This window comes from Nocardia sp. NPDC047654 (assembly GCF_043205035.1).
Classification (GTDB): Bacteria; Actinomycetota; Actinomycetes; order Mycobacteriales; family Mycobacteriaceae; genus Nocardia.
In genome coordinates this window covers 23823-50723 of the sequence record NZ_JBIDDF010000014.1, presented here as the reverse complement: position 1 = coordinate 50723, position 26901 = coordinate 23823, and the positions used below count along the sequence as shown (strand labels likewise).

25 protein-coding genes are annotated in these 26901 nt (G+C 67.4%); 16 read left to right on the top strand and 9 right to left on the bottom strand.

Going from position 1 to position 26901, the window contains the following annotated elements; translation table 11 throughout:
* Positions 1 to 78: 78 nt before the first annotated feature.
* Genes ACGF7Y_RS27825 through ACGF7Y_RS27810 form a run of 4 tightly spaced genes read left to right on the top strand, consistent with a single transcriptional unit; the run spans position 79 to position 4147 of the window.
* The gene (locus tag ACGF7Y_RS27825; RefSeq protein ID WP_393238565.1) at positions 79 to 1023 is read left to right on the top strand and encodes a transcriptional regulator; all 945 of its coding nucleotides are present in this window, start codon (positions 79 to 81) and stop codon (positions 1021 to 1023) included.
* Positions 1024 to 1079: 56 nt separating this feature from the next.
* Positions 1080 to 2030, top strand: coding sequence for an acyl-ACP desaturase (locus ACGF7Y_RS27820; RefSeq protein ID WP_393238562.1), 951 nt, complete (start codon positions 1080 to 1082; stop codon positions 2028 to 2030).
* The gene (locus ACGF7Y_RS27815) at positions 2027 to 3055 is read left to right on the top strand and encodes an alpha/beta hydrolase (protein WP_393238559.1); all 1029 of its coding nucleotides are present in this window, start codon (positions 2027 to 2029) and stop codon (positions 3053 to 3055) included. The genes ACGF7Y_RS27820 and ACGF7Y_RS27815 overlap by 4 nt, the downstream gene beginning before the upstream one ends.
* Positions 3056 to 3097: 42 nt before the next feature.
* The gene (locus ACGF7Y_RS27810) at positions 3098 to 4147 is read left to right on the top strand and encodes an LLM class flavin-dependent oxidoreductase (protein WP_393238556.1); all 1050 of its coding nucleotides are present in this window, start codon (positions 3098 to 3100) and stop codon (positions 4145 to 4147) included.
* A gap of 12 nt (positions 4148 to 4159) precedes the next feature.
* Here ACGF7Y_RS27810 and ACGF7Y_RS27805 read toward each other — a convergent pair whose 3' ends face one another.
* Both ACGF7Y_RS27805 and ACGF7Y_RS27800 read right to left on the bottom strand, forming a co-directional pair.
* A complete protein-coding gene (locus ACGF7Y_RS27805; RefSeq protein ID WP_393238553.1) occupies positions 4160 to 5194 on the bottom strand; it encodes a fused (3R)-hydroxyacyl-ACP dehydratase subunits HadA/HadB in 1035 nt (344 codons plus the stop codon).
* 44 nt (positions 5195 to 5238) lie between these two features.
* Positions 5239 to 5844, bottom strand: coding sequence for a YdcF family protein (locus ACGF7Y_RS27800; RefSeq protein ID WP_393238550.1), 606 nt, complete (start codon positions 5842 to 5844; stop codon positions 5239 to 5241).
* A 358-nt stretch (positions 5845 to 6202) separates the two neighbouring features.
* Between ACGF7Y_RS27800 and ACGF7Y_RS27795 the strand changes: the two genes are divergently transcribed.
* The 5 genes from ACGF7Y_RS27795 to ACGF7Y_RS27775 all read left to right on the top strand — a co-directional run bounded on the left by ACGF7Y_RS27795 (position 6203) and on the right by ACGF7Y_RS27775 (position 11849).
* Positions 6203 to 7402 (top strand): esterase/lipase family protein, encoded by a 1200-nt coding sequence (locus ACGF7Y_RS27795; protein ID WP_393238548.1) that lies wholly within the window; start codon positions 6203 to 6205, stop codon positions 7400 to 7402.
* 326 nt (positions 7403 to 7728) lie between these two features.
* On the top strand, positions 7729 to 9036 hold the full coding sequence (locus tag ACGF7Y_RS27790) for an ABC transporter substrate-binding protein (protein ID WP_393238545.1): 1308 nt from the start codon (positions 7729 to 7731) through the stop codon (positions 9034 to 9036).
* Between the two features lie 2 nt (positions 9037 to 9038).
* Positions 9039 to 9884 (top strand): carbohydrate ABC transporter permease, encoded by an 846-nt coding sequence (locus ACGF7Y_RS27785; RefSeq protein WP_393238542.1) that lies wholly within the window; start codon positions 9039 to 9041, stop codon positions 9882 to 9884.
* Positions 9881 to 10747: a carbohydrate ABC transporter permease gene (locus ACGF7Y_RS27780; RefSeq protein WP_393238539.1), complete on the top strand. Its 867-nt coding sequence runs from the start codon at positions 9881 to 9883 to the stop codon at positions 10745 to 10747. Before ACGF7Y_RS27785 ends, ACGF7Y_RS27780 begins: the two co-directional genes overlap by 4 nt.
* A gap of 13 nt (positions 10748 to 10760) precedes the next feature.
* Positions 10761 to 11849: an ABC transporter ATP-binding protein gene (locus ACGF7Y_RS27775; protein ID WP_393238536.1), complete on the top strand. Its 1089-nt coding sequence runs from the start codon at positions 10761 to 10763 to the stop codon at positions 11847 to 11849.
* Between the two features lie 116 nt (positions 11850 to 11965).
* Here the strand turns inward: ACGF7Y_RS27775 and ACGF7Y_RS27770 are convergent, their stop codons facing one another.
* From ACGF7Y_RS27770 to ACGF7Y_RS27760, 3 genes are read right to left on the bottom strand one after another with little or no spacing between them, the layout of a single operon-like run.
* Positions 11966 to 13795, bottom strand: a complete 1830-nt coding sequence (locus ACGF7Y_RS27770; RefSeq protein ID WP_393238533.1) for a bifunctional 3-(3-hydroxy-phenyl)propionate/3-hydroxycinnamic acid hydroxylase — start codon at positions 13793 to 13795, stop codon at positions 11966 to 11968.
* Positions 13792 to 14820: a VOC family protein gene (locus ACGF7Y_RS27765; RefSeq protein ID WP_393238530.1), complete on the bottom strand. Its 1029-nt coding sequence runs from the start codon at positions 14818 to 14820 to the stop codon at positions 13792 to 13794. The genes ACGF7Y_RS27770 and ACGF7Y_RS27765 overlap by 4 nt, the downstream gene beginning before the upstream one ends.
* A complete protein-coding gene (locus ACGF7Y_RS27760; protein ID WP_393238900.1) occupies positions 14817 to 15650 on the bottom strand; it encodes an alpha/beta fold hydrolase in 834 nt (277 codons plus the stop codon). Before ACGF7Y_RS27760 ends, ACGF7Y_RS27765 begins: the two co-directional genes overlap by 4 nt.
* 193 nt (positions 15651 to 15843) lie before the next feature.
* Here ACGF7Y_RS27760 and ACGF7Y_RS27755 point away from each other — a divergent pair, with 193 nt between their 5' ends.
* The gene (locus tag ACGF7Y_RS27755; protein WP_393238527.1) at positions 15844 to 16482 is read left to right on the top strand and encodes a TetR/AcrR family transcriptional regulator; all 639 of its coding nucleotides are present in this window, start codon (positions 15844 to 15846) and stop codon (positions 16480 to 16482) included.
* A gap of 58 nt (positions 16483 to 16540) precedes the next feature.
* Here the strand turns inward: ACGF7Y_RS27755 and ACGF7Y_RS27750 are convergent, their stop codons facing one another.
* The 4 genes from ACGF7Y_RS27750 to ACGF7Y_RS27735 form a co-directional block, all read right to left on the bottom strand.
* Positions 16541 to 17575 (bottom strand): amidohydrolase family protein, encoded by a 1035-nt coding sequence (locus ACGF7Y_RS27750; RefSeq protein WP_393238897.1) that lies wholly within the window; start codon positions 17573 to 17575, stop codon positions 16541 to 16543.
* Positions 17576 to 18117: 542 nt separating this feature from the next.
* A complete protein-coding gene (locus ACGF7Y_RS27745) occupies positions 18118 to 19131 on the bottom strand; it encodes a hypothetical protein (RefSeq protein WP_393238524.1) in 1014 nt (337 codons plus the stop codon).
* Entirely contained in the window at positions 19128 to 20462 is a 1335-nt protein-coding gene (locus ACGF7Y_RS27740) for a Dyp-type peroxidase (protein WP_393238521.1), read from the bottom strand. The genes ACGF7Y_RS27745 and ACGF7Y_RS27740 overlap by 4 nt, the downstream gene beginning before the upstream one ends.
* Positions 20463 to 20471: 9 nt before the next feature.
* On the bottom strand, positions 20472 to 21032 hold the full coding sequence (locus ACGF7Y_RS27735) for a hypothetical protein (RefSeq protein WP_393238518.1): 561 nt from the start codon (positions 21030 to 21032) through the stop codon (positions 20472 to 20474).
* Positions 21033 to 21174: 142 nt separating this feature from the next.
* Here ACGF7Y_RS27735 and ACGF7Y_RS27730 point away from each other — a divergent pair, with 142 nt between their 5' ends.
* The 6 genes from ACGF7Y_RS27730 (at position 21175) to ACGF7Y_RS27705 (ending at position 26752) form a co-directional block, all read left to right on the top strand.
* Positions 21175 to 21885 carry a hypothetical protein gene (locus ACGF7Y_RS27730; RefSeq protein ID WP_393238894.1) on the top strand — a complete coding sequence of 237 codons (711 nt, stop codon included), beginning with the start codon at positions 21175 to 21177 and terminating at the stop codon, positions 21883 to 21885.
* Positions 21882 to 22367: a hypothetical protein gene (locus ACGF7Y_RS27725; protein ID WP_393238515.1), complete on the top strand. Its 486-nt coding sequence runs from the start codon at positions 21882 to 21884 to the stop codon at positions 22365 to 22367. The genes ACGF7Y_RS27730 and ACGF7Y_RS27725 overlap by 4 nt, the downstream gene beginning before the upstream one ends.
* Before the next feature lie 818 nt (positions 22368 to 23185).
* Positions 23186 to 23383 carry a DUF5988 family protein gene (locus ACGF7Y_RS27720; protein ID WP_393238512.1) on the top strand — a complete coding sequence of 66 codons (198 nt, stop codon included), beginning with the start codon at positions 23186 to 23188 and terminating at the stop codon, positions 23381 to 23383.
* 178 nt (positions 23384 to 23561) lie between these two features.
* A complete protein-coding gene (locus ACGF7Y_RS27715) occupies positions 23562 to 24467 on the top strand; it encodes a toll/interleukin-1 receptor domain-containing protein (protein WP_393238509.1) in 906 nt (301 codons plus the stop codon).
* A gap of 246 nt (positions 24468 to 24713) precedes the next feature.
* Positions 24714 to 25805: an alpha/beta hydrolase gene (locus ACGF7Y_RS27710; RefSeq protein ID WP_393238506.1), complete on the top strand. Its 1092-nt coding sequence runs from the start codon at positions 24714 to 24716 to the stop codon at positions 25803 to 25805.
* Positions 25806 to 25912: 107 nt separating this feature from the next.
* Positions 25913 to 26752: an aminoglycoside adenylyltransferase domain-containing protein gene (locus tag ACGF7Y_RS27705; RefSeq protein ID WP_393238503.1), complete on the top strand. Its 840-nt coding sequence runs from the start codon at positions 25913 to 25915 to the stop codon at positions 26750 to 26752.
* Positions 26753 to 26901 lie beyond the last annotated feature (149 nt).

Here is a 26901-nt window from a genome sequence, read left to right as displayed (position 1 = left end):
TATCTCGATTCCATCACGATCCGTCGCTAACCTTCGGAAGGCATGATGGGCAGGCAGCCGAGAACGAGTACCGAGACATTGACATCGAAACTCGTCGAACACCTCGCCGAGCGCGTCGGCCACGACGCCTCCGGCGATGTCGCGAGCACCGCGCGGAACTGTTTGGCGGCCGCCGTCGAACTGCTGGCGCCGCGTCCGGCGCCCGCGGCGTCGCGACCCCCGGAGATCGCCGGTTTCGCCTCGCGCTGGGCGCGGGAGGGGATCGCGCTGGAAACGGTGCTCGGCGCGTATCACGACGAAATCCGCAACGGACTGGAATTACTCGCCGACGAGGTCGCCGACGAACGGACCGACCATTTTCTCGCGGGTGCGCGACTGGCGATCCACGTCCTGGAAATGGTGACGGTGGCGGCGTCGACCGCCTACGTGGACGAGCATCGCGCGGTCGCGCGGGAACATCAGACCGCCGCCCAGACGCTGGTCTCCGCGTTGCTGGGCGGGCACGCGGTCGGCGAACTGGCCAGGGCGACCGGCATTCCGATCGCACGGTCGTACCAGGTCGTGGCGCTGGGCATTCCGGCGCACCCGGACGAGCGAAGACCCGTCACGGGCACGGACGCGGCCCGGCGCAAACTGCGGCGGGTCCAGGCGGCGCTGGCCGATCCGCTCGGCTCACGGGCGTTGTCGGTGCTGTCCGCCGCCGGCGGCACGGTGCTGGTGCCGATCGATGACGTGCCCGCCCGCACCGGAACGTTCAGCATGACCCCCGACGTGCTGGCCATCGTAGGCGAGGCCGCCGAGGTGCCGTTGACCGCCGCGGTGGCCACCGGGCGCACCGCGCGCATTCCCGAATTGGCCGGGCGCGCCCACGATCTGCTGGACCGGTTGCGGGCGGCGGGCAGCCCCCCTGGGCTGTACGGGGTGACCGACGCGGGTGACACCGCGGGTTGTGAACTGCCCCAGCCGGGTCATATGACCATCGTCACCTCGCCCAACGATCGCCTGATCGGCCGTTCGGCCTGAAATTCGCCGGTATCGTCGAATGTGCCCTGAAATCGAGGGTGAGCAAAGGAGTGCGAGTGACCACCGCGTTGACCGATCGCGATATTCTACGCGAACTCGAACCCACCGCCGAACGCCTGCTCAACGACCATCTGCGCAAGGCCAAGTCCTGGAATCCGCACGATTACGTGCCGTGGGACGAGGGGCGTAATTTCGCCGCCCTCGGCGGAATCGATTGGGAACCGGGACAATCCGGACTTTCCGAAGTCGCGCAGACGGCGATGATCACCAATCTGCTCACCGAAGACAATCTGCCGTCGTATCACCGGGAGATCTCGGACGCGTTCTCACTGGACGGGGTGTGGGGTACCTGGGTGGGCCGGTGGACTGCCGAGGAGAACCGCCACGCCCTCGTGATGCGCGACTATCTGGTGGTGACCCGCGCGGTTGATCCGGTGCTGCTGGAGCGGGCCAGGATGGCGCAGATGACCACCGGCTTCGCGAAACCCGACACACAGCAAGTGTTCCTGCGTTCGGTGGCCTACGTAACGCTGCAAGAGCTGGCGACCAGGATCAGCCACCGGAATACCGGAGCGGCCTGCGAGGAGCGGATCGCCGAGCGTATGCTGCAACGAGTCGCCGCCGACGAGAACCTGCATATGATCTTCTACCGGAACATCAGCGCCGCCGCTCTGGACCTCGTGCCGAACGAAGCGCTGCGCGCGATCACCGCTGTGGTCACCCGCTTTCAGATGCCCGGACTGTCCCAGCCGAACTTCCGGCGTAACGCGGTGCTGCTGGCCCGGCACGGCATCTACGATCTGCGCCAGCATCTCGACGTGGTCGTTCGCCCGGTGCTGCGCGCGTGGCATGTCTTCGATCGCACCGACCTGACCGGCGACGGCGAACGCGCCCGCGACGAACTGCACGCCTACCTCGAGGACCTGGAGCTGAAGGCGCGACGGTTCGAGGAGCAGCGCGAGCGCGCGGCGGCCAGACGAGCGGAACGGGCCGCTGCGGCAGGATGAGGTCGCGCGTACCGATCACCACGGCGGCGATGGCCCTCATCGCCGCGGTCACCGCTGCCCCCGTGTTCGCCGATCCGGTCCCGCAGACCCCGCCGCCCGCGGTGGACCCGGCCATGACCCGCACCGGGCTGCTGTCGATCGAAAAGGTCGCCGAGGGGCATGAACGGCTCTCCATCGCTTCCGCGGCGATGCGCAGGATCATCTCGGTCGACGTGCTGCGCGGCAGCGGCGAGGCGCCACGCCCGGTGCTGTATCTGCTCGACGGCGTGGACGGCGACGCCACCTCGGCCTGGCTGGGCAAGGGCGGTGCCGCCGAATTCTTCGCGGGCAAACCGGTCGACGTGGTGCTCACCGGCGGCGGCACCGGCAGCATGTACAGCGACTGGGTCCGCCACGACACCGCGCTGGGACTCAACCGCTGGGAGACATTCCTCACCACCGAGCTTCCACCGATCGTGGAATCGCTGCTGCGCACCGACGGCCGCCGCGCCATCGCCGGAGTGTCGATGGGGGCGCAGGCGGCGATGATGCTCGCCCAGCGCCACCCCGGCTGGTATCGCGCCGTCGCCGGGATGAGTGGGTGCTATTCCACCGCGGACCCGCTCGGTCACGCGGTCACCACCATCACGGTCGCCTCGCGCGGTGGCAACGTCGACAATCTCTGGGGCCCGCCGTCCTCACCGGAATGGGCCGCGCACGACAGCCTGCTGCATGCGGAGAACCTGCGTGGCACCGCTGTCTACCTCTCGGCGGCCGCCGGGCTGCCGACCGGCGCCGACCTGGTGGCGGTCGCGAACTCCCCGTCGGTCGCGGACGCGCTGCGCACCGCGGGCGGCGGCGCGGCGCTGGAGGCGGGCGCCCGTGCCTGCACCGAGCGGTTCGCCGCCCGCCTGTCCGAGCTGCGGATTCCCGCGACCGTGGAGTACACCGCGGAGGGCATGCACACCTGGCCGGATTTCCAGGCCCAGCTGCCGCGGGCCTGGCGGGTGCTGGCGGAGGCGCTCGGCGTGCCCGCCGCCCCGTGAATCGGGGCGGAATCAGCGCGGCGCGCTCGCGTTGACATCGGTATGACCTCGGCGCTGTCCACTGTCCGGTTCTCCGTCCTCGATCGGTCGCGCGTACGGCGCGGTCAGAGCCATCCGGTCGCGCTGCGGGAGACCGTCGAGTTCGCCCGGCTCGCCGAGGAATGGGGCTATCACCGCTTCTGGGTGTCGGAGCACCACAGCGTGCCCGGCGTGGCGGGTTCGGCGCCGACCGTGCTGGCGGCGGCCGCGGCGGCCGCGACTTCGCGGATCCGCATCGGCACGGGCGGCGTGATGCTGCCCAATCATCAGCCGCTGGTGGTCGCCGAACAGTTCGGCGTGCTGGAATCGCTGTACCCGGGACGCATCGACATGGGGTTGGGCCGCTCGGTCGGCTTCACCGACGGCGTGCGGCATGCGCTCGGGCACGACAAGCGCGACGCGGAGGACTTCGACGCCCGGCTCGCCGAACTCCTGGCGTACTTCACCGGGGGAAGGCAAGGGGTGCACGCCTGGCCCGCCGAGGGACTGCGTGTTCCCGCCTTCCTCCTGGCGACCGGCTCCGGCGCCGAACGCGCCGCCCGTTTCGGGCTGCCGCTGGTGATCGCCCCGGCCGGCGGCGAGGACCGCATGGTGGAGGCCATCGAACGCTACCGCGCCGAATTCCGTCCCGCCCTGGCCGGCGCCGAACCCTACGTGGTGGTCTCCGGTTCGATCGTCATCGCCGACACCACCGCGCAGGCCCACCGGCTGCTGCTGCCGGAGGCGTGGTCCGCCGCGTACGCGCGCACCCGTGGCGAGTTCCCGCCCCTGCTGCCGCCCGCCGAGATCGAGGCACGCACCATGACCGACCGGGAGCGCAGAATCGTCGAGGAGGGGCTGCGCGGCCATCTGTACGGCACCGAGGACGAGGTCGCCGACCACCTGGAGCGGCTGGTGACCAGGACGGGCGCGAACGAGATCCTCGTGCACACCAGCACTTACGATCGCGCGGCGCGGCTGGATTCGCATCGCCGCCTGGCGTTGCTCACCGGTCTGTCGCCCGACCGCGCAGACCGCGACCGCGTGGACGCGCGGTCCGGCCGGGCCGCCTGATCCCGATATCGCCTACGCGAAGAGCACTTCGGCGGCGGCGTAGCCGAAGAGTCTGCGTCCCTCGGCGCGCGCGTCGACCGCGATGGTCGCCCGCCGCTTGCGCGCATCGATCGAGGTGACCCGGCCGCGGAAGTGGATCGTGCCCGCCCCCAACGACGGTATCCGCAGGTGATGGGTGTTGTGCGCGAACTGCGCGCGGAAACGGGTGACCGCCGCGGGATCACCGAGCCAGGAACTCAGGAACGAGGTGGCCAGCCCGAGTTTCAGCATGCCGGGGGCGACCACGGTCGGCAGGCCGCTGGCGACGGCGACGTGTTCGTCGAACAGCACCGGATTGGATTCGCCGGTCACGCCGGCGTAGTTGACCAGGTCGCCACGGGACAGGCGCATGGTGCGAACGGGCAGCTCGGTGCCCACCGCCAGGTCTTCGAAATCGACAAGCGTGCGCGGTATCCGGGGGTGGGGCGTCGGCGCGAGATAGTCCGCCGCGGCCGAGACGACGGTGCTGCCCGGGGGCTCCTCGGCGCAGCGATGACCCATGGCGACTTTGCGCACCGCATCGGCCAACCCGGGATCACGCTCGCCGACGCGCGCGAGCAGCGCGCTGGAACCGGTCTGCACCACGGCGCCGTGCTGGTCGATCAGCACACTCTTGATCGCGAGGACGTCGTAGTCGCCGAAGTGCCGGAACGATTCGAAATAGATGTCGCAGGTCAGCCGATCACCGGCCACCAACGGCCTGCCGAAGTCGAAGACCTGGTCCGCGTGCAGAATCCGGGTCGGGTCGTAACCGGTGATCAGCGTGTCCAGTATTTCGCGATGCACCCTGGTGAGAATGATCGAGCTGAACGTCGCGGGCGCGATGAGTCCGGAAAAGCCGAGTTCGGCCGCGGCGGCCTCGCTTCGATGCGCCGGATGCGAATCCTGGACGGCGCGGGCGAATTCACGGATCTTTTCCCGTTCCACCTCGTAGCGAAGAATGGAACGGTAACGATGGTCGATCAGCGACATCGCCTGTTCGGCGGGATTCACCGCGGTCTCGTTCATGGTTGCTCCTGTATTGCGAAACGGTAATCGACGGTGGCCTCCCGTCAGGGGAGCGGACCGAACCGCCAGAGTGCGGGCGGCACCTGCTCGGGGGTCACGGTGCCGACGACGTCCACCCCGGCGTCGTGGAAGGTGCCCACCGCCCGGTCCATGTGGTCGGCCGACGTGATCACCACGGCGTCGCGTGCGCCGATCGCGCGCATGATCGTGGCCGAGCGCACGGCGTTCTGCGCGGTCGTGTCGGCCTCCGGCTCGAGCTCGATCCGGGTGGGCGGGACGCCGCGGGCGATCAGCCAATCGGCCATCGCCCGTGCCTCGGTGACGCCGTTGCGTGCGTTGCCGCCGGTCACGATGATCGGCGAGAAGGGCGCCAGCAGCGCCTGCGCGTATCCGGCGTGCAGACGATCGATCAGTTCCGGGCGCATGCCGCCGTCGGGCAGCAGTCCGTAGCCGAGCACGACGATGGCGGTGACCGGCCCGCGCACCGTCGGCGTCGGGGCGGGGATGAGGGCGAACGGCGCGGTGATCGCGGGGCCCGCGTCGGCGGAGCCGGGGCCGTCCGCGGCGGCGTGCGGGGGGTTGGTGAGCGCGGCGGTGACAGCGAACGCGCCCAGCACGGTGCGGGCGAGGGTAACCATGGTGGCGGACACGGGATCTCCCAGTGGTTAGCCACCGGATGGCCACCGATGGCTGGGTTCAGCGTCCATCCATGATGCGGTCTTCGGCCGTCGCGGAACCGTAATCGCCTGGTGATCTGGAAAATTCACCGTTTCGGCGCCATCGGCTTGTGCAGGACGACCTATTCGCCGAATTCACGAAAATGCCCTTTTCGCGTGCTTTGTGCCGTCTCCCTAGCCGTGGCCGAACGCATTCGTGAGGTCTCCAGATCCAGCTCTTCCGCATAGGCCGTCCCGTTTTCCGGTTCTAGCGTTGGCGCAGCTTCGGTGCCGTCTACCAGCGAGAACGGCGCCGGTCGTCGAACACCGTGGTTCTGCAGGAAGGCAAATCATGAAACGAAGTACCTACGGGCGATCGTCCTTGGCGGCGGTGCTGCTGAGCGTTTCGGTGCTCGCCGTCGGTGCGTCCGGCGCGAACGCGGCGCCGGAGGCTCAGCCCACCGAACAGCAGTTGGCCGACTACATCGCGGCAGGCCGCACGGCCGCGCCGGTGGCGGATTCGGGCAGTGCGGGCACCGGCTCGGCCTGCACCTCGGGCAGCGGCGCAGGGTCGGGCAACGGATCCGGGGACTGCTACGGCGGATCCGGCAGCAGCTCGGGATCCTCCGGCGGATACGCCAGCGACACCGTGGGTTACGGTCCGCCGATGACCTCGTGGCTGGCCGCGTTCGGCTACGGGTTGACCCATCCGGACGTCGCCCCGCCCGGCTCCAACGACTGGAGCTGCAAGCCGACCGCCGAGCACCCCCGCCCGGTGGTGCTGGTGCACGGCACCTGGATGAACGCCTACAACGGCTTCGCCTTCATGGGCCAGCCCATCAAGGACGCGGGCTTCTGCACCTTCACCTTCAACTACGGCCGGTCCAACCTGCTCGAGGGCGGCGGTCTCGGATCGGTGCTGCCCGGGGTGATGGGCACCGGCTACATCCAGGACTCGGCCAAGCAGCTGGCCACGTTCGTCGACCGGGTGCTGGCCGCGACCGGGGCGTCGGAGGTGGACCTCGTCGCGCATTCGCAGGGCGGGTCGATGTCGAACTGGTACACCAAGTTCGAAGGCGGCGCGGCCAAGGTGAAGAATCTGGTCACCTACGGCGCCACGCATCACGGCACCAGTCTGGACGGCATCGGTGCGCTGGGCCGGGCGATCAACAACTTCGGCATCGACATCCTCGGCTTCATCGAGATCTTCGTCGGGCACGCGGGCATCCAGCAGACGATCGGCTCGGACTTCGTCAACAAGCTCAACGAGAACGGCGACACCGTCTCCGGGGTCGACTACACCGTGGTCGGCACCCGCTACGACGAGATCACCAATCCCTACGATCTGACCTTCCTGAAGGCGGCGCCCGGCGTCACGGTGCAGAACATCACGCTGCAGGACGGATGCGAACAGGACGTGTCCGACCACCTCACGATGATGTACTCACCGCGGGCGCTGTCCATCGCGCTGCGCGCGCTGGACCCGGCGGGCCATCCGAATCTGGAGTGCACCTTCAACCCGTGGTTGCTCGGCGGCGCGGGCTCGCTGTGATCACCGGATGACCTGCTCCCGTCGAGCGGCGTGGCGGTGCCCCGACTCCGCCCGCCTGCTCGACGGGAGCACCGGCCGCCACGCGTTTCTGCCCGCCGGACGGGATCCCTCAACCCGCCCCTGTCCGGCGCGTACGTCCCCGGCGCGCGGCGGTATGCCCACCGAGTAGCCCTCGCACCCGCTGCTCGGTGGGCATCGGCGTGTTCCTGGACGTTCCGTTCCGTGCACTATCGCCAACATTGGCAATCGACAATGTCTTTCAGCGCCCTAAGGTTGACCAACCTTATGTTCGTCCGAACCGCTTTGTGCCCGGACAGGAGCCATGCATGCCGGTATCCGGTTCCACGCGCAGATCCTTCTTGCGCGCGGCGGGCTTCGGCGCCGCGGCATTGTCCGCCGCCTGCACCGGATTCGCCACCAGCGGCAACGGCGGAATGATCTTCCTGTCCACGCAGTTCCGTCCCGCCGACGAGGCCGAGCGGTTCCGCGGCCTGCTCGCCGATGCCGCGCCCGGCGTCGGTTACGTGACCATCGAAGAGAGCCCGTTCGCGAGCCAGGTCCGCAGCCAGGTCGACGCGGGAGCGACGCAGATCGGCCTGCTCGGCGGCCTGCACGGCGACATCGCGCCGCTCGCCGACGGCTATTTGCAAGACCTCACCGGTTTGGTCGCCGACCTCGGCCCCCGCGGCTGGCCCGCCGCCTACCTGGAACTGGCCAGGGTGGGCACCGACCGCACGTGGTACATCCCGTGGGCCACGGCGAGCTATGTCCTTGCCGCACATGCGGACGCGCTGGAGCATTTGCCGTCCGGCGCCGATGCCGCGTCGCTGACCTATGACCAGTTCCTGGACTGGGCCATCGCCGCGCGCCGCGCCAACGGCAATCGTCCCGTGCTGGGTCTGCCCGCGGGACCCAAGGGCCTGCTGCACCGCTTCGTCCAAGGCTTCCTACTGCCCTCGTTCACCGGCGGGCAGATCACCACCTTCCGCTCGAACGAGGCCGTGACGGCGTGGCGATACCTGCGTGAGCTGTGGGCGAACTGCGTCCCCGCGAGCACGAACTTCGACTTCATGCAGGAGCCGCTCGACAGCGGCGAGGTGCGCATGGCGTGGGACCACGTCGTGCGCGTGGTCCACGCCCCCGAGCGCGACCCGCGCAACTGGCGGATGCTTCCCGCGCCCCGTGGCTCGCACGGCCTCGGCTACATGGCCGTGATCGCCGGGCTCGCGATTCCCGAGGGCTGCCCGGACCCCGAACTGGCGCGGCGGACGATCAGCACGCTCACCCGTCCGGACACTCAACTGCGGCTGCTGCGTTCCAACGGTTTCTTCCCGTCGGTCGACACGGCTATCCCGGGCGACCTGCCGCCGGCCATCCAGCTCGAGGCCGATGCGGTGCGCAGGCAGCAGCAGGCGCCCGGCGCCATTCTTTCGCTGCCACCGGTGGGTCTCGGACAACGTGAAGGCGAGGTGAGCAAGGTTTTCAAAGACAGTTTCCGCTCGATCGTGCTCGACGGAGCCGATATCCGCTCCACGCTCGATCAGCAGGCTCGGGTCCTGCAAGGCATCCTCGACGACCTGAAGGTGCCGTGCTGGGCTCCGGATCCCGCCGCCGAACTCTGCCGGGTGGGCTGACCATGATGTCGCGACTGCGCTCCCCGTGGATGCTGCTGCTGCCCTCGATCGTCCTGATGGCGGCGCTGTTCGGCTGGCCGCTCGTGCAGGGCGTGCTCGAGGCGTTTCGTGGCGACGACGGACTCACCCTCGCCAACTGGGAGCGACTGTACGACGATCCGTACATCTTCACGGCACTGCGCAACACGGTCCTGCTGATCGTGATCGTCGTGCCGATCCAGCTCGCGCTCGCCGTCGGCATGGCGCTGCTCATGCAGGCGCGGCCGCGGTTCGCCGGCGGCCACTTCTACCTGTGGTGCCTGCCGCTGGCGATCTCCGAATTGGCCGCTGGCCTGGTCTGGCTGTCGGTTTTCGACAACCGCGGCTATCTGAACTCCCTGCTGGTCGGCCTCGGAGTCTCCGACGACGGCGTGCAGTGGCTCGGCTACCAGAACGCGGGCACGATGCTGCTGGCCGTCGTGGTGGCGGAGGTCTGGCGCGCGACGTCTCTGGTGTTCGTGATCGTGGTGGCGGGCGTGCAGATGATCCCGCGTGATTACGACGAGGCCGCGCAGGTGTTCGGCGCGAACTTCTGGCAGCGGCTGCGGCACGTGACGCTGCCGCTGCTGGGGCCGAGTCTGCAGGTGGCGCTCATCCTGCGGACCATCCTGGCCCTGCAGGCGTTCGCCGTGGCGCAGGCATTGACCGGGCGGGACTTTCCGCTGCTGGTGGGCGAGACCTACGAGTGGTACGCCGATCTGCAGAATCCCGCGGTCGCCAGCGCTGTCTCGCTGATCGTGCTCGCGATCTCGTTGGCCACCGCGGTCTTCTACCTGCGGGCGGTCCGGCAGCCGGAGCAGGCGCGGTGAACCCGGACAGCGCCCCGTCGCGCGCACTGCCACCCGTCGATCGCGCGCCGCTGCGCAGGCGCCGCAGGCGCGCGGTGTGGGTGCAGGTGGCCTGCTCGGCCGTGAGCCTGTTCATGGCGTTGCCGATCGTTCTCATCGGCCTCGCCGCGGTGTCCTCCCGCGAGGCGCTCAACGAGTTCCCGAAACCGCTGATCCCCAGTGATTTCTCCACCGAAACGCTGATCGCGTTCTTCCGGGCGACGGGAACCGCCGCCGCACTGGGCAACTCGGTGCTGGTCGGTCTCTACACGGTGTTCTGGTCCCTGGTGATCGGCGCGCCGGCCGGATATGCGCTCGCGCGCCACGCGTTTCGCGGCAAAGACACCTATCAGGTCTTCATCCTCTTCGTGCGCGCCTTGCCGATCGTTGTGCTCTCGGTGCCGCTGGCCACGATGTTCCTGCGCGTCGACGTGTACGACACGGTGTTCGCCGTCACGCTGGTGCACACCACGCTCGCGTTGCCGACCACCGTGCTCATCACGGCGAGCATCTTCGTCGCGGTGCCGCCCGATCTGGAGGAGGCGGCCCAGGTCTTCGGATGCGGCCGCTGGCAGGCCGCGCGCCGGATCGTGGTGCCGCTGGCGCTGCCGGGGCTGGCCGCGTCGTCGATCTTCACGTTCGTCCTGTCGTGGAACGAGATCCTCGGCGCGACGATCGTGACACTCGGGCACCGCACGCTGCCCGCGCAGGTGCTCACCGCGCTGGACGAGGCGTCGACGGCATACCGCTTCGCGGGCGGCTTCGCGTTGATCATCCCGGCGCTGGCGTTCATCTTCGTGATGCGGCGCTACCTGGTGAACATGTGGGGGACGACGTTGCGATGACAGGGGTTCGCTGATGGCTGAAGTGGTGGTCCGGGATCTGGCGAAAACCTATCCCGGCGGTACGGCGCGCGCCACCGACGAAGTCTCGCTGGAGATCTCCGACGGCGAGTTCATGGTGCTGCTCGGACCGTCCGGCTGCGGCAAGACCACCTTGCTGCGCATGATCGCCGGGTTGGAGCTGCCGGACTCCGGTCAGATCGTGATCGGCGGCAAGGACGTCACCTATCTCGAGCCGCGGCGGCGCAATCTGTCCATGGTGTTCCAGTCCTACGCCGTGTTCCCCAACAAGAAGGTCGCCGACAACATCGGTTTCGGCCTGCGCGTGCACGGCGTGCCTGCCGACGAGATCCGTCGCAAAGTCGCCTGGGCCGCGGAGCTGTTGCAGCTCACGCCCTACCTGGACCGCTACCCGGCGCGGCTGTCGGGCGGACAGCGCCAGCGCGTCGCGGTAGCGCGGGCGATCGTGATGGACGCCGACGTGCTGCTCATGGACGAGCCGCTGTCCAACCTGGACGCGCTGCTGCGGCTGTCGTTCCGGGCCGAGCTGAAACGACTCGTCGCCGAACTCGGCACCACCACGATCTACGTCACCCACGACCAGATCGAGGCGCTGTCGCTGGGCAACCGCGTCGCCGTGATGCGCGCCGGGGCGATCGTCCAGTGCGGCCCGCCCACCGAGGTCTACGACGACCCCGCCACCGAATTCGTCGGCGGCTTCCTCGGCAACCCGCCGATGAACTTCCTCACCGGCACGGTCGCCGCCGGAGCAGCCGGGCCGCGCATCGACCTGGGCGGGCAATCGCTCGCCGTTCCTCCCGAGCTGTCCTCCTTCGAGGGCAAGACGTTGCGGCTCGGCATCCGCCCCGAGGCCGTCGTGTTGGCCGACAACCCCGCGGACGCGACAGTGCGGGCCGAGCTCGAAGTGCTCGAGCCACTGGGCTCCTCGACCCTGCTCACCACCCGCCTCAGCGGGCAGACGGTGAAAGTCCAAGCGCCGCCGGGCTTCCGCGCCGACGAGGGCGGCACTGCGAATCTGCACGTGCCTCCCGAAGCATGCCGCTGGTACGACCCGGAAACCGGGCTGCTCCTGCCGGTCGGGTGAGCACCGGACGCCGGCCCGGCTTCCGCGCGAGCTTCTCGCGACACCCGAGGAGTTCGATCCAACCGCCGGCGCCGAAAGCGAAGGCCCGGAGTTTCCGAGCCGGTCGGGTGCCGAGGTCATCGGCTCTCTTCCGCGCGGCCGGAGGTGACAGGCACCTGGTGCGCGGCGGATTCGGACACCGACTCGTCCCGCCTCGAATTGGCGGATGTGGGCTCGGCCGACGGTGCGGCAGGCTCGGGCAACCGGACCGAGGCGGGCTGTGTGAGCCCGGCAGGCGGGGTCGGCAGGTGCAGTTGATGCCGTAGCGCGGCGACCAGTGCGGCGGTCTCGGCCGGTTCGGCGGTGCCGAAGACGTACCGGTCCGGGCGCAGCAGGACCACTCCGCCTGGACGCAACCGGGCGCGGCGGAACCAGCGCACCAGCGCGCCGGTGTGGTCTTCGACGCCGGTGAGGTCGTCGCGGCCGTCGCCCGGTTTGCCCTGCGGGCGGCCGCCGAGCGGGTAGACCGTCACGAAGCGGGTGTCGAGGGCGCGCAGAACGTCCAGGTCCGCGGGGGAGAAGGCGCGGCGTGGGTCGGACCCGTAACCCAGGACGGCGAAACCGAGGCCGAGCGTGTCGTCGAGTCGCTGGTGCCTGCCGTGGTGAGTGCGGATCTCGGGCTGGGGCGCGAGTCTGCCCTGAACTCCGCGGATCAGCGGGCGAGGCAGGCCCAGGTAGGCGCCGCGGCGGAAGCGCGGGGCGGGCTTGATCTTCGCCTGGCGGATCCATCCACCGAGGCCGGGTACCCGCACCGTGGTGGAGATGAGGGTGTCGCGAGCCGCTGCGAGGATCCGGTTGTCGAGGGAGACGACGTTCTTGTTGAATACCGACAGGTCGATCATGGCCTCGGCATGCGGTCGGCGTTCGCTCTCGTAGCTGTCCAGGATCGCCGGGTCGGCACCGTGGCGCAGGATCGTGGTGAGCTTCCAGGACAGATTATCCGCGTCGCGCACACCGGAATTCATGCCCTGGCCGATGAATTGCGGGGTCATGTGCGCGGCGTCGCCCGCGATCAGGATCCGGCCTTCGCGCCAGCGGTCGGCGACCACGGCGTTGAAGGTGTAGACGAGCTTGCGCAGCACCTCGACCTCGTCGGGGTCGACGTAGCGGGAGATGTGGCGGCGCACGGTATCGGTGTCTTCCATCTCCTCCTTGGTCTGGCCCTCGCGCAGCATGAACTCGAAGCGGTGGTGCCCGTCCGGCTGCGGGCAGGACACGATCGGCAGCTCGGGGTCGCAGACGAAGTCGAAGTAGGGCAGGTGCCGGAACGCGTCGACGCCCTCGTGTGCCTTCAGATCGACCACCAGCCAACGCTCGGGAAAGCTGGTGCCCGACATATCGATTCCCAGCTCGGTGCGCACGATGCTGCGCCCGCCGTCGCAACCGACGAGGAACTTCGCCCGCACCCGTTCGGTGCTGCCCGGAACGATCTCCGCATCGCGTTTGCCGTAGCCGGTACCCGTGCACGCGGCGTGCTCGACGCGCACCGACCCGGCGTCCTGGTCGAAACCGGTCACGGCGCGCCCGCGGCGCACGGTGACGTGCGGGTACCGGTCGAGAGCGCGTTCGAGGCTGCTCTCCAGGTAGGGCTGGTAGAGGAAGTTGGACACGGGCCAGCTCAGGGGCCGGTCGATCTGGTTGAACTGCGCGAGCACCTTCCCGTCGCCGCGGACCCATTGGACGGTGGAGTCGAGGTTCATCTCGGCGTTGATCTCGTCGGCGACGTCGGCGGCTTGGAAGATCCGCATGCATTCGTCGTCGGTGTAGACCGCGCGGGCCAGGCCGTAGTACTCGGGTTCGCGTTCGAGAACGAGCACGTCGATGCCGCGGCGGCCGAGCAGGTTGGCCAGGGTCAGGCCGGTCGGGCCGAGCCCGACGATCACGATCTCGTGGTCGAATTCGCTCATCTGACGAGCCTTCCGGTGAGTTCGGGGACGGTGATCTCCGGGGTGCGCAGGCGTGCGGCCGCGGTGCGGAGCTGGGCGAGCTTGTTCAGCGGGGTCTCGGAGACGGTGTGGTGGCCCCAGATGCTGATGCCCTGATAGGTCGTCGCCGCCCATGCGGCGTCGAGTTCCGGGGTGATGACGATCGGGTTCCAGCCGACCTCGAGTTCGAAGCCCGACGGAGTGACGCAGTAGAACGACAGTTCGCGGTCGTTGGTGTGCTGCCCGACCGACCATGCCATCCGGAACCCGAGATCGGTGACGCGGCCGTAGGCGGCGAGCATGTCTTCGAGGGTGGCGGCTTGGATATTGACATGCTGGACCCGGGTGCGGATGGGGTCGATCTTGATGCCGCGGATATTGGCGACGGCGATCGAGTGGTGGCGTTCGTCGACCCGCAGGAAGCGGATCTTCATCTTGAGCCCGGAGATGTTCTCGTCGATGAAGTCCGACACCCGCGAATCGAACAGGGTGCGGTAGTAGGCGTGCATCGATTCCGGTTCCCGCGACAGGATCGCCACATGGCCCATGCCGGCTTCGCCGGTGACCCAGCCGGAGTTCAGCATGCGCAGCGGCTCGGGTGTGGTCAGCGCGGTGGTGAAGATCTCGGTGGCGATGCCTTTCGGGCCGGGGAAGCGCCACAGCCGTTCCACCCCGCGCAGGGCGGTCTCCTCGGCGGTGCCTTCCTCGATCGGCACGCCGCGGTCGCTGACCCGGGCCAGGATGCGGTCGAATGTCTCGTGGTCGTCGACCTGCCAGCCCAAGGCGGTCACATCTTCGGCGGGGCCGCGTCGGATCAGGAAACGGCAGGCCCGGTCATCGAGACGGAATCGCAGGGTGTCGGCGTCGAGCCGATCGGCGTGCAGCCCGATCGCCGACGCGCCGAAGCGCTCCCAATCCGGCAACCGCTGCGACTGCACCGCCAGGTAGCCCAGGTGGACCGCACCGTAGATCGAGGCGTCGGCGGTCGGGCGCAGCAAATCGCTCATCGCGAGGGTCCGAGGAAGGTCGCGGCGAGATCGTTGAACAGCTCCGCGCGTTCCCACTGCACCCAGTGGCCGGTTCGCGCGGCCAGGTAGACATCGCAGTTCGGCATGCGGTCGGCCAGCATGCGGGCGCCGCTGGGCCGGTTCACCCGGTCCGCGGCGCCCCAGACCACCAGGGTGGGGTGCCGGACCCGACCGAGCCGCGGGTCGCGGGTGAAGTCCATGCGCCACACGGTGCGCAGCGCGCCCGGCCCGGACGGGCGCCGCAGTGGCGGGTTCTCGATCACCTCGGGGTCCAGGCTGGCCTGATAGCGGTTGTCGATTATGTCCTCGGTGACGGCGCTCGCGTCGTAGACCAGGTAGTCCCGCACGAACTCCGCGAGCTTCTCCCGGCTCGGTCCCGTTCCGCCGTAGTAGCTCAGCAGCGACTGGAGGCCCTTGGTCGGCAGCGCGCGGGTGGTGCCGACTCCGCCGGGGCCCATGAGGATCATCCGGTCCACCTTCTCCGGCCGGTCCATCGCCAGCCGCAACGCCGCAGCACCGCCGTAGGAGTTGCCGACCAGATGGGCGCGGTGCACGCCCAGCGCGTCGAGCAGTCCGCCGACCGCCGCGGCGAGATCGCCGAACGGGTCGGTGTGGTCGACCCGCTTGGTGGAGCGCCCGTAACCCGGCATGTCGGGCACGATCACCCGGAACTTCCCGGCCAGAGACTCGATATTGCGCGAGTAGTTCGACCGTCCGGAGGCGCCGGGGCCGCCGCCGTGCAGTAGCACGACGACCGGGCCCGCACCGGCCTCGGTGAAGTAGATATCGCGGTCGCCGACCCGGACCATCCGCCCGGCCTCGACTCCGTTGTCAGTGCTTGGCACACCCACCTCCACAGCTCTAGTGATGAAATCATCAGTTAAGACGGATGTCTCTGTCAAGGTGATTTTGATGATTCGATCAGAATCTGTTTTGCCTCGCGAATCGTAACTGACTGATTCCTCAGTTATGATTTCTCCAGAACGAACAGGGGAAGGTCTGATGACTGCCGAACCAGTGGTGCCTACCCGCACCGATCGCCGCCGTGAGCGCACCCGCAACGCTCTGCTCGGTGCGGCGCGCAAGTTCCTGTCCGAGGGGCGTTCGGTGGTGAGCATCCAGGAGATCACCGAGGCCGCCGACGTCGGATTCGGCTCGTTCTACAACCATTTCGAGTCCAAGGACCAGCTCTTCGACGAGGCGGTTCGCTCGGCGCTGCAGGTCTACAGTGAAATGCGCGACAAGATCGTGGCCCTCTACGAGGACCCGGCCGAAGTGTTCGCCGTGAGCTTCCGGATGACCGGTCGGTTGCAGCGGCGCATCCCCGAGATGGTGCGTGTGGTGCTCAACTCCGGCATGGCAGTGATGCTGCGCGACGAGGGCCTCGCGCCACGCGCCCGCCGCGACATCCGCGCCGCCCAGGAGGCGGGCCGGTTCGAGCCGATGGATCCGGACCTGGCCGTCATGGCCGCCGGTGGCGCGATGCTGGGGCTGCTGCAACTGCTCGATGCCGACCCGGCAGCCGACGCCGGCGCGCTGTCGGACGAGATGACCTACCGCATGCTGCGCATGTTCGGGATGAACAAGCGGACCGCGCAGCGTCTCAGCTCCGGCGACCTTCCCGACATCCCGCAGATCTGAGCGGCGCGCCCAGCCGCCTCGAACTCGTGCCACGCCCGGGCAGCGGGGGCCGGGATTGTCAGCGGCGGTTGGCGGCCCGGGCCACGGCCCGGAACAGGCGGGTTCGCGCCTCGCGGCGCAGTCGGGTGAGCAACGGCGACTCGGGTGGGTTCGCCGGCGTCGCGCCGAAACGAGGGAACAAGGCGGTGGCGTTCGCGCGGTGGATCGCGTGGCGGGTCGCCTCGTCGCAGCCGGGGTATCCGGCCAGCCCGGCATCGAAGTAGTGCACCGCGGGTTCGGGCGCGAAGGGCCAGTCGCTGCCGTAGAGCACGTGGCCCGGCTCGGCGAACGCGAGCAGGGTCGGCAGCGCCGCCGCGCTCGAAGACAGGGCGGTGTCGAAGTAGAAGCCGGCGAACTCGTCGAGCACCTCGATCGGGCTGCGGCCGGTTTGGGTGAAGATACCCAGCGACATCCGGTGTGAGGCGTAGGGGACGAATCCACCCCCGTGGCTGAGTATGAACCGGATGTTGGGAAAGCGCTCGCGGATTCCGTTGCGCACCAGCAGATACGCCGCGCGCGTGGTGTCCAGCAGAAAGTCCGCGGCGAAGGGCGGCACGCCCGGCACGGCGGGACCGGGCAGGTCCGCCGGATGTACGAAAGCCACCGCCGAGCGCTCGTCCAGCACCCGGAACAGATCGTCCTGACCCTCCTCGCCCAGGTACACCCCGCGCGAGTTGCCCAACAGCACTACACCGTCGGCGCCCAGGGTGTCCAAGGCACGGGTGGTCTCGGCGGTGGCCGCCTCGAGATGGGGCAGGGGGACGGTGGCGAAGAATCCGAAGGTCTGCGGCGCGGCGGCGGAGAGCTCGGCGGCGTAGTCGTTGACCGCCCGTGCCAGACGCGCTGCCTCGACCGGATCGGAGAGGAAGGCCGTGCCCGGTGTCGAGATCGACAGTACGGACGAACCGATCCCGACGCCGGCCATCATGTCCCGGGCCGCCGCCGGGCTCCAGTCCGGCAGATCCCGGCCGCCTGCCGCCGCGATGCCGTGTGCGCCGAGCGCCTCGCGGTAGACGGGGGGCACCAAGTGCTGGTGGACGTCGATCCGGTCCAGCGACATGTCACAACCCTTTCTTCCTGATGGTCTCATCATGTGATGAGCGCATCAATCGTCCTTGACGACGAGATTCTCATACTTGAGATTTTCATCATTATACGTGGTGTCCCTACACCTGGTGGTACTGGAACTGGCGATCGGGTCGTCGGCGCTTCACCACCGCACTCATGGGGGATCGCCGACGCCGCGCCCATGGCCGCGCTTGTACTTCCCATCAGCGCGCCGGTCGCGGGGGATCGTCGTCGAGCAGTCCCGATCAGGCGCCTTTTGCCCAAACCCAAGATGTCAGCTGCCACTGAGTCTTGATCTTCCCGAGAGCGCGACCGTGAAGATCGAGCCGGTCTGCGTTACCCGCCTGCCCTGGCGATCGACTGTCATGGTCGCGGGACCAACGACTTAGGCCCACCAATCCTCACTGGCTGTCGGCCCGTGCCACACATGTGGCGACATTCCGTCGAGTATCTGCATCGGGTCGGCGCACAACGCTTCCATCGCGTCCGGGTTGTTCACAACGAGCCTCCTCGCCGGGGTGGTCGTGGTCATTTCATGGTGGCGAGGTTGTGCCAGAGGTGTTTGAGGCTGTCGGTGCCGCCGAAGAGCGTGGTGAAGTTGGTGGAGTCGATGAGCACGATGTCGCCGGTGCGTCGCCCGGTGGGCGGCATCCAGATCAGGGCGTTGAATTCGGTGTGGCCAGCGGTGGTGAAGGGGTGGGGACGGGTGGGGTCGACGCGCTGGCGGGCCAGCACACGGAGCGAGTGGCTTTCGGGTGCGGTGAGTTGGTAGTGCGGCAGATGGGGATGGAAGTTGAATGTGGTGACCTGGTCGAGGAGCCGGGGTGTGTCCAGGTCGCGGTACGCGGTGACCGGGGAGATCTGATCGGTGCCGTTCACGACCGCCGGGCGTAGGCCCCATGTGTTGTGGATCGGCACGTCGAGCGTTTTCATCAGCGAGCGCGTGTACTGGCCGAATCGCTGCTGGCGGGGCACCAGTGGATCGCCGTGATGGCGGTATTCGATTTGTCGCTGCGCGTTGTCGTCGCTGAAGCCGACGTCGTGGTGCGGCGCGAGCAGCAGGCAGGTGCCGTCGCGTCGCAGCCACTCACCGATGGCGTCGCTCTCCTCGGGTGCGGCCTGCTGTTCGGAGAGGATGTGGTCGAGCCCGAATATCATCAGGGTGTCGGTGTCGGCCAGGATGCGTTCGTCGATGGGCAGTGTGTAACCGGCTTGGTCGATGCGTTGGAAGACCGCGACGGGATGACCGGTGGCCTCCTCGGCCAGCTGCTGGAAATCCAATGTCGAGCGGTGGAACAGCTCGAGGGTGCCTGCGATGCCCTGCAGGAAATGCGCTCTGTCGTAGTCGGGGGTCTCGTAGGCCGGCCACGTGGCGTTGCGGACTTCGGTCATCGTGGAGAAGCGGTTGTAGATTTCGGCGGGGTCGCGTTGGGCTTCCCACGGGTAACTCCACGTCCAGTAGATGCTGATTCGCCGCCGCCCGTCGGCCTTGCGCGACATGTGGCTCTGGTTGTAGGTGCGTGCCGTCGGCAGACTGCTCATGAGGTCACCTCTGGGCTGTCGAGCCCGGCCAGGTAGCGCAGGGCGCTGATACCGGGCAGGAAGAAGTATGCGCCGCCCTTGAGTGTGGTGAACGCGGGCAGGCTCGCGAACACCGTGCGGATCGGCCGCTTCGGGACGGTGAACTCCAGGGTGCCGTCCTGGGTGCCGCAAATGGGATCGTGCTCGTTGCCGAGTTCGTGAAACGACTTGTCGTTGATCCAGACGTTCTGGGCGAACTCGAACTGGCGAACCAGGCTGGCGCAGATGATGAAGGCGGCGATACCTCGGTCCGCGCCGTCGTCGGAGGCGTCCGTTGGCAGCGCGGGCCCGTAGGTGGCGCCACGACGAATCATCCTGCGCCGGTTCATATGCACCGCGGTGTCACGCGGATTGAGTCGCCGCGCATGCGCGCCCAGCGGCACGGCATAACCGTGCGGGTCCATCTCCTTATAGTTGAAGTCGTTGTTGCGTGAGGGATCCGCACCCAGCTCGGGGTCGTCGCGGTCCGGCGAAAGCACGAGCGGGGCGCCGCTGCGCCACCGGCCCATGAGTTTGGCGGCGAGTAGTTCCTGCCCGTCGGGGGTGTCGGCGTGCTCGCGCAGGAATTCCCGGAATGCGCCCACGTGTTCTTGCAGCCGCCGGTAGGCCATGTAGCTGCCGTTGCGGGACAAGACCTCCGGCTGCGGCTGCCCGCGGGGCGGCCCTTCCTCGTCGGGGTAGCCCAGGATGAATTCACCGGGCTGCAACGGCGCGCCGGAGCCGGGGGTCGGGTCGTCCCCGGATCCTTCGATCGCAGGCTGGGACAACCGGTCGCGGAATCCGAAGTGGTCGTGGGCGTAGTCGAACGGCGGTGTCGCGTTCAAATCCAGGAACGACAACACGCGCACACCCGGACAGTCGGCCACCAGCTTGTCGTGTTCGGTCGTGCACCGCTGTCGTTCGGCCTCGGTGCGGGCGAACAGGATTGCGATGGCGTGCAGGTCGTCACCGGCCAGCCCGCCCACCCAGTTGTCGGGATGAGCGTCACCGGTGTCGCCCAGGATGTCGGCGCGGGCGGCCATGCCTTCGCGGAACTCGTCGGGGAAGGTGGCAAGTGCTTGCTCCGGTACCCCGAGCGCCCGCAGCCCGTTCCAGGTGAAGGCCAGTGTGACCCAGCGCTGCGAACTGTCCATCGTGGCGCGCACGTCCGCGGCCGATTGCACCCGGTCCAGCAGCGCGGTCAACCAGGCCCGGCCTCCGACGGGGTCGTCGAAGGACAGGAACTCATAGCGGCCGGTCACCGCTGGGGTGCGGGTCAGCAGGATGTGTTGAATGTCGTCGAGTTCGAGCATGGCGCCGGGTCACTGCATCTGATCGAGCATGTCGGAGAACGCCGCCTTCAACCGCAGCGCCTTCTTGATCTCCTCAGCGCTGACGTAAGGGTATTCGCCGTACTCGAGGAAACTCGGAAACTGATGTTTACGAACGAATTCGACGAACGCGTCCGGATTTTCCTTCCAATCCTCCGGGAATCCCTCGAGGTTGGTGAAAACGGTGTCTATACCGGTCTGCGTGAACAGCATCACGGCGTCTTCGGTGTACTTGTCGAAGTCGGTATCGAAGATGCCCTGATATTGGAAATACAGTCCGAAACCGACGTCGAACAGCAGCCACCGCAGGTAGTGCAGCCGCAACGGTGCCAGTACGTCCGGGCTTGCCGCTACCGCGTCTTCGATCTGCTTGCCGTGCGCGCGGATGGCCTCTTCCCGGCCGGGTTTCACCTTGGCGATTATCGAGAACCCATAGCAGGCCGGAGTTCGTGGATACATGGGACCGTATCGGCCGCGCTGCAGTTCGAAGTAGCCCTCTGCTGGAATGGCCAGCGCCGCTGGTTTGCTCCAGTCCTGATCGGCGGTTGGCATATTGTGCACCTACCTTCGCTGCGTGAGCCAACCGAAGCTCAGAAGTCGAAAATCGTTTTCGATTCGTGACACGGCCCGGCGTTCGCATCGCCGCACCCGCGAAATTACGTCGGCCGGCATCCGATTTTGGCAGGATGGCCTCATGCCGACTCTGTCGCAACACACCAAGCCTGCGCCGCCCCTGCGTCGATTGTCAACGCCGCGAGCCGCCGCATCGGCCGGGGTGGTCTTCGCGGTATTGCTCGGTACGACGCTGGTCTCGATTCGGCTCACCATGCCGGAGCACCCCGAGGATTCGACGCAATGGCTACAGGATCGGCACGGCGTGATCACCACGGCGACAGTGCTGATGCCCTTCGCCGGAATCAGCTTTCTGTGGTTTATCGGCGTCGTGCGCGACGGGTTCGGACAGTATGAAGACCGGTTCTTCCTGTCGGTATTCCTGGGCAGCGGACTGCTCTTCCTGGCGATGATGTTCGTCGCGACCGCTGGTGCCGCGGGCCTGGTGATGAGCAACGACAGCGTCACCGACCAGGGCGCCCGCGCCGAGGTGATCAACTTCGGGAGGATGGTGGTGGTTTCGGCGAGCCAAACCTACGCGTTGCGGATGGCCGCGGTATTCATGATCTCGCTCGCGACGATTTGGGCGAAGACCAGGCTGATGCCCCGTTGGCTCGTCGGTCTCAGCTACCTGCTCGCAGTGGCGCTGCTGGTCGCCAGCGAGATGAACCGGTGGGTGACGCTGGTGTTCCCGTTGTGGGTGCTCGTGGTCAGCGGCTTACTCCTGGCTCGCGCCGGACTGATCGACCAGCAGCGCGACGAGCGCGGTGAATCTCGGCGGCAGCTTTCATGAACGAGTCACCGTCGCGGCATTCGCCCGAGTTGAAAATGCTTTATCAGGCGGTTGCGGACCGACATCTGCAACACGACAACCTGCTCTGGCAGGTACCTGCCGTCAGCCTCACAGCTCAGGCCTTCTTGTTCAGTATCTCGATGGGAGCAGGCAACGACGCCGTCGCGCGGATCGCCTCCTCGCTGCTCGCGCTGAATGTGTCGGTCATCTCGATCATGCTGATGGCGAGCCATCGCCTCGCCGCTCGTAAGGATGTGCTCTGGCTGGAGCGTTTCGAACAGAACGAACTCGCGGCCGGCACCTGGGGTGCACACGGCGCGGCATTCGAAACACAACAAGACATCGCCGACCTGGACGCCGGATGGGTGGGCAACCTGATACCGATGCGGCAGATGTTCACTGTCTGGGTCGTCGGACTCGCCTGCTTCGGCCTGGCCGCCGTCTTCATGATCCTACGGACACTCATCGGCCTCGCCCGGTGAGCGGATCTCACCCGGCCGGGCCATAGGGCCCCGAAACGGAGACTCCCGGCATCTGGTGCATCCCGTTCTCTAGTGGCTTCCGGCCGATCGCAGTAACCTGGTTGAATCACGTCCTTTCCTCATCGTCGCGGAAAAGGTTCGCTTCGGCCGGAGCACCGGTGTCGAAGCTGCCAGGTCGACGCAGTCGCGATAGGGCTTGGCGCCGGACCATCCTGCACAGGGTGTGGTTCGGCAATTTCACCGCACAGTTGACGCTCGCCGTGCGAGACCACAACAACTGGGTCGGGGTCGAGAACAAAACAAGCGCGTCATGGTCGGCGCAGCCGGGCACTGTCTGCCTCGGCAGATTTTGCTCACCCGCTAGCCGTCACGTCGGTTCGACGGCACCACATCGCTGGTCGGCCGGAATGTACGCGCATCGAACCAATCACTCGATATCGAGGGAACAAATATGTCCAGCAAAATGAGCAAGTTCGTCGTCGCAACCGCTGTTGCCTTGCCCCTGGCCACTCTTGCAGCTCCGGCGGCTTCGGCCACCCCCCTTGGAACGGCGCCCGCGAGTTCGACATCCACAGCGGTCGTTCCTGTAACAGGATCAGGATGGGGATCAGTGGCAATCTGCTTCCCCCTGGGCAGCGTGGTCTGGTGCATCTGAGACCATCCGCCGACGTCCGCAGATAGTCCGGAAGGAGTCGCGAATAGCCGACCTGGCATCCCCGGATTCCGCCTTCCTGGCGCCGGGGATGCCCCACGCCGCCGGACATATCGTCAGGGCCCATGTGCGTTGTTTCGTCAAGGGGAGGCACGCCATGCCACAAGTGAACATCTATCTCGAAGGCGGACCGGATGGTCTGGCCGAACACGCTCTGCCGCTTGCGCCGACCGCTGAGATCAAGATCCCCTATCGTGGCGGCTACGAGCACTTCATTCCGACACCACGGTTTCGCGGTACCGCGATAGGCCGCGCGCGTGTATTCGAGTGGACCTGCCGGACCGTCTCGCCGAACAGCTCGTAGGTTCTCCGCCACCAAGTCCCGGCACAGTCTGCACTTTCCATCGCCATTTGCGGTCTCGTGTCATGATGTGAGGCGATCCCGCGGCTCGCTTCGATGTGAGCGGGCGAGCCGGATCGAACAGGATGCGGGGGTTTTCCGAGCCTCGGATACCTCGCTCGAACCGCGCGGGGGGAGCGGAATGAGGGTATTCCTCAGCCACACGAGCTACGACGCCGGAGTGGTCAGGTACTTGCGCAGCCTGCTGGAACACGATCTCGGGGTCGAGTTCTTCCTCCTCCCTGACGACGCGCCGCACGGTCTCCCGTGGATCGAACAGATCAAGCTGGGTGTCGAGAACAGTGACGAATTGTTCACCGTCATCACCCCGGAGTCGGTGCACCGCCCTTGGGTCTCGGCCGAATGGGCATGCTTCTGGATGCAGGGTAAGCCGACGACACCGCTGCTCCTCGAGGTCGGTGTCGACCAGTTGTGGGAGCCGATGCGCGCATTCCAAACTGTCGACCTGCTCGACGTATCGTCGTTGACCCGCTTTCTTCGCACCATCGCCGACCGAACCGGGTGCGAACCGACCTCCGGTGTGACTCCTGTGGCGCACCAGATGGTCAGGGAGATTCCGCGCATCCGTGAGCGGCAGGCCGTAGCGGATCTGGAGCGCACCCTGGAACGGCTGCAACGCACCGTCACCGCGAATCACACCAATGTGCGGGCCGGTGACGTTCGAGCACTCATCGCTCGTGATCGCCTGGATGATCTGATCGCGATCGCGATCTCGGCACAGGCCGCGCAAGTCAAGCAGAAACAGATCGCCGTGCACCTGGTCGATCTCGGGCGGTTCGGAGAAGCGGCACGGATCGGCGAACACATGCAGAACAGGGCGGAGATTCGCAATATCTGCCTGCAGATCGTCAAGGCGATACCGCGCGGCGCGACCGGATCCTCCGATGAATGGGCCGCGCTGGACCGTCTACATCCGAAGCTCGGCAAACCCCAGCGTCGCGACGTGCTGGAATTCATGGACCAGAACGGCGTGGCTCCACTCGGCCGCTGGGCGCCTGCGGATTCGTTGGACGAGGGTGGCGGATGACGGCTGGATCGCCGTGGAAGGGGCAAGGCGCGTGTGCCGGTTTCGCCGGACGCGGCTGTCGCAGGCAAGCGCGCCTGTGCTGTGTCCCGCACCTAGCGGGAGCGGTCCGATTCGTGAGGTGTCCAGACCACTCTCACCGGCAGGGCGCCATGCCTTCCTCGGTTCTAGCGTTATCCGAGCTTCGGCGCGTCGAGCCGCTACGACGGAGCCGGCGGACGAACGCTGTGGTTGTGGAGGAAGCAAGCGATGAAACGAAGTATCCACGTTGGCGCAGGGCTCGCGGCTGCGGCTGTTGCCGATTCGGGCAGGGTGCGGGCAAGGATCAAGGTGGTCTCCCGCTACGGGGTGCACGCACTCGGTGTGCTGGCGGCGGTGTCCGCCCTGGCCGCTGGGGTGATCGTTGCGTCACCGGCCGCGAGCGCCGACTCGCCGTCGATCACCGGTTCGTGGGCGGAGGACGACCGGACCGTGCAGTTGCGGGTGCATTCCGCGGCGATGGGGCAGGACATCATGGTGAAGGTGCTGCGCCCGGCCGACCGTTCGGTGCCGCGGCCGACGTTGTATCTGCTGAACGGTGGCGGCGGTGGCCAGGACAGCGCGACCTGGCAGAAGAACACCGATGTGCTGGGCTTCCTCGCGGGCAAAGACGTGAACGTCGTGCAGCCGGTCGGCGGCCGCTGGAGCTATTACGCGGATTGGCGCTCCCCGGACCCGAAACTCGGTGTGTACAAGTGGAAGACGTTCCTCACCGAGGAGTTGCCGCCGCTGATCGACGCCGAGTTCGGCACCACGGGCGTGAACGCCATCGCGGGCTTGTCCACCTCCGGAACCTCGGTACTGCAGCTGCCGATCGCCAAACCCGGTCTGTATCGAGCGGTCGCGGCGTACAGCGGTTGTGCGCAGATCAGCGACCCGATCGGCCGCGAGTTCGTGAAACTGGCAGTCGAGAGCTGGGGCGGCGGCGACACCGAGAACATGTACGGCCCGCCAGACGACCCGATGTGGGCGGCCAACGACCCGTACCTGCACGCCGATCAGCTCCGTGGCATACGCCTGTTCCTGTCGACCGGGACCGGAGTGCCGGGCATGTATGACACTTACAACGGCGCATATGCCCAGCCGGGACCGCGCGGCTACCTCAATCAGCTGGTGCTGGGCGGCGTGATCGAGGCCGCGGTGAACTGGTGCACCCACAACATGCGCGACCGCCTGAATGCCCTCGGTATCCCCGCCACCTACGATTTCCAGCCCACCGGCACCCATTCCTGGGGCTATTGGCAAGAGGCGCTGAAGAATTCGTGGCCGGTGCTGGCCGACGGGTTGGACCTGCCGCACTGACGCACGAGGAGCGAGCGCGAGCCGCCGGCCGCCCGATCCTCCCTCTGGACTCCGGATCGGCGGCAGACGGTAGGCCCGGAACCGGAGCGTGGCGGATACTGGCCCGCATGACCGATGCCCTGATGGATTCGCACTCCCTGCCGGCTGAGTTGCGTCCCTATCTGGATGGTCTCGTGCGTCGCGCCCACGCCGTCTGTGGAGGTCATCTGATCAGCGTCTTCGCGGTAGGGTCGATCGCGCTGGACGACTACAGGCACGGGCGCAGCGACGTCGACGTGACCATCGTCGCCGACCCATCGATCCCCGTGCGGGTACTGCGGGAACTGGCCGAATCGCTCGCCCACGCCTCGCTGCCCTGCCCGGCGGCCGGGCTGGAGCTGGTGGTCTACGGCGCGGACTTCGTCGCCGAAGCATCCGGCGCGGCTGGTTACCTCATGGACCTCAATACCGGCTCGATGCTGCCGAACCGCGTCAGCTTCGATCCGGCGGAATCATCGGACTTCTGGTACGTCATCGATCGTTCCATCGCTCACCAGGCCGGGCGTCTCCTGTACGGCACCCCCGTACGGCAGGTCCTCGCGGCACCGTCAGAGCGCGACCTGTACGCGGCGATGCGGGCCTCGGTCCGGGAGCACGCCGGGGGAGCGGGGCATCTGGGCGACAACCGGGTGCTGAACGGCTGCCGGACGGCAGCGTTCTGCCGCACGGGTCGCTGGTCGGCCAAACGCGAAGCGGCACAGATGATCGCTACATCCGAGGAGAATTTCCGCCCCCTCGTCGAAACCGCGCTGCGCAGCTTCCAGCGCCCACGCTCGGCAGCGCTTCCGCTGCCCGCGACCGACGTTCGAGCTTTCCTCACCTGGGTGGGGGAGCGCGTCGAGGAAGCCGCGATCCACGCGTTGGTCGATGGGCGGCGGGGAGATGCGGACCTGCGGCGAGGGCCGTGAAGTTCCTCCGAAGGTGGATAACTGACTCGATCCGCGCCGGAAACCCGATTTCCGTAGATAGTCAATGATGCAGTTACGTGGATATGCGCATCTAGCTATAGATTTCTCCCGAACAATGCTCGGAGGGAATGAAAGCCGAGGAACGAAGG

Bases quoted from the DNA above. Each gene is read 5' to 3' on its own strand.
- ACGF7Y_RS27735 (WP_393238518.1), bottom strand. From the start codon at position 21,032: ATGCCAACCGCCGATCAGGACTGGAGCAAACCAGCGGCGCTGGCCATT.
- ACGF7Y_RS27705 (WP_393238503.1), top strand. From the start codon at position 25,913: ATGACCGATGCCCTGATGGATTCGCACTCCCTGCCGGCTGAGTTGCGT.
- ACGF7Y_RS27745 (WP_393238524.1), bottom strand. From the start codon at position 19,131: ATGAGCAGTCTGCCGACGGCACGCACCTACAACCAGAGCCACATGTCG.
- ACGF7Y_RS27755 (WP_393238527.1), top strand. From the start codon at position 15,844: ATGACTGCCGAACCAGTGGTGCCTACCCGCACCGATCGCCGCCGTGAG.
- ACGF7Y_RS27725 (WP_393238515.1), top strand. From the start codon at position 21,882: ATGAACGAGTCACCGTCGCGGCATTCGCCCGAGTTGAAAATGCTTTAT.
- ACGF7Y_RS27815 (WP_393238559.1), top strand. From the start codon at position 2,027: ATGAGGTCGCGCGTACCGATCACCACGGCGGCGATGGCCCTCATCGCC.
- ACGF7Y_RS27710 (WP_393238506.1), top strand. From the start codon at position 24,714: ATGAAACGAAGTATCCACGTTGGCGCAGGGCTCGCGGCTGCGGCTGTT.
- ACGF7Y_RS27740 (WP_393238521.1), bottom strand. From the start codon at position 20,462: ATGCTCGAACTCGACGACATTCAACACATCCTGCTGACCCGCACCCCA.
- ACGF7Y_RS27760 (WP_393238900.1), bottom strand. From the start codon at position 15,650: ATGGTCCGGGTCGGCGACCGCGATATCTACTTCACCGAGGCCGGTGCG.
- ACGF7Y_RS27775 (WP_393238536.1), top strand. From the start codon at position 10,761: ATGGCTGAAGTGGTGGTCCGGGATCTGGCGAAAACCTATCCCGGCGGT.
- ACGF7Y_RS27805 (WP_393238553.1), bottom strand. From the start codon at position 5,194: ATGAACGAGACCGCGGTGAATCCCGCCGAACAGGCGATGTCGCTGATC.
- ACGF7Y_RS27765 (WP_393238530.1), bottom strand. From the start codon at position 14,820: ATGAGCGATTTGCTGCGCCCGACCGCCGACGCCTCGATCTACGGTGCG.
- ACGF7Y_RS27790 (WP_393238545.1), top strand. From the start codon at position 7,729: ATGCCGGTATCCGGTTCCACGCGCAGATCCTTCTTGCGCGCGGCGGGC.
- ACGF7Y_RS27810 (WP_393238556.1), top strand. From the start codon at position 3,098: ATGACCTCGGCGCTGTCCACTGTCCGGTTCTCCGTCCTCGATCGGTCG.
- ACGF7Y_RS27730 (WP_393238894.1), top strand. From the start codon at position 21,175: ATGCCGACTCTGTCGCAACACACCAAGCCTGCGCCGCCCCTGCGTCGA.
- ACGF7Y_RS27715 (WP_393238509.1), top strand. From the start codon at position 23,562: ATGAGGGTATTCCTCAGCCACACGAGCTACGACGCCGGAGTGGTCAGG.
- ACGF7Y_RS27795 (WP_393238548.1), top strand. From the start codon at position 6,203: ATGAAACGAAGTACCTACGGGCGATCGTCCTTGGCGGCGGTGCTGCTG.
- ACGF7Y_RS27770 (WP_393238533.1), bottom strand. From the start codon at position 13,795: ATGAGCGAATTCGACCACGAGATCGTGATCGTCGGGCTCGGCCCGACC.
- ACGF7Y_RS27785 (WP_393238542.1), top strand. From the start codon at position 9,039: ATGATGTCGCGACTGCGCTCCCCGTGGATGCTGCTGCTGCCCTCGATC.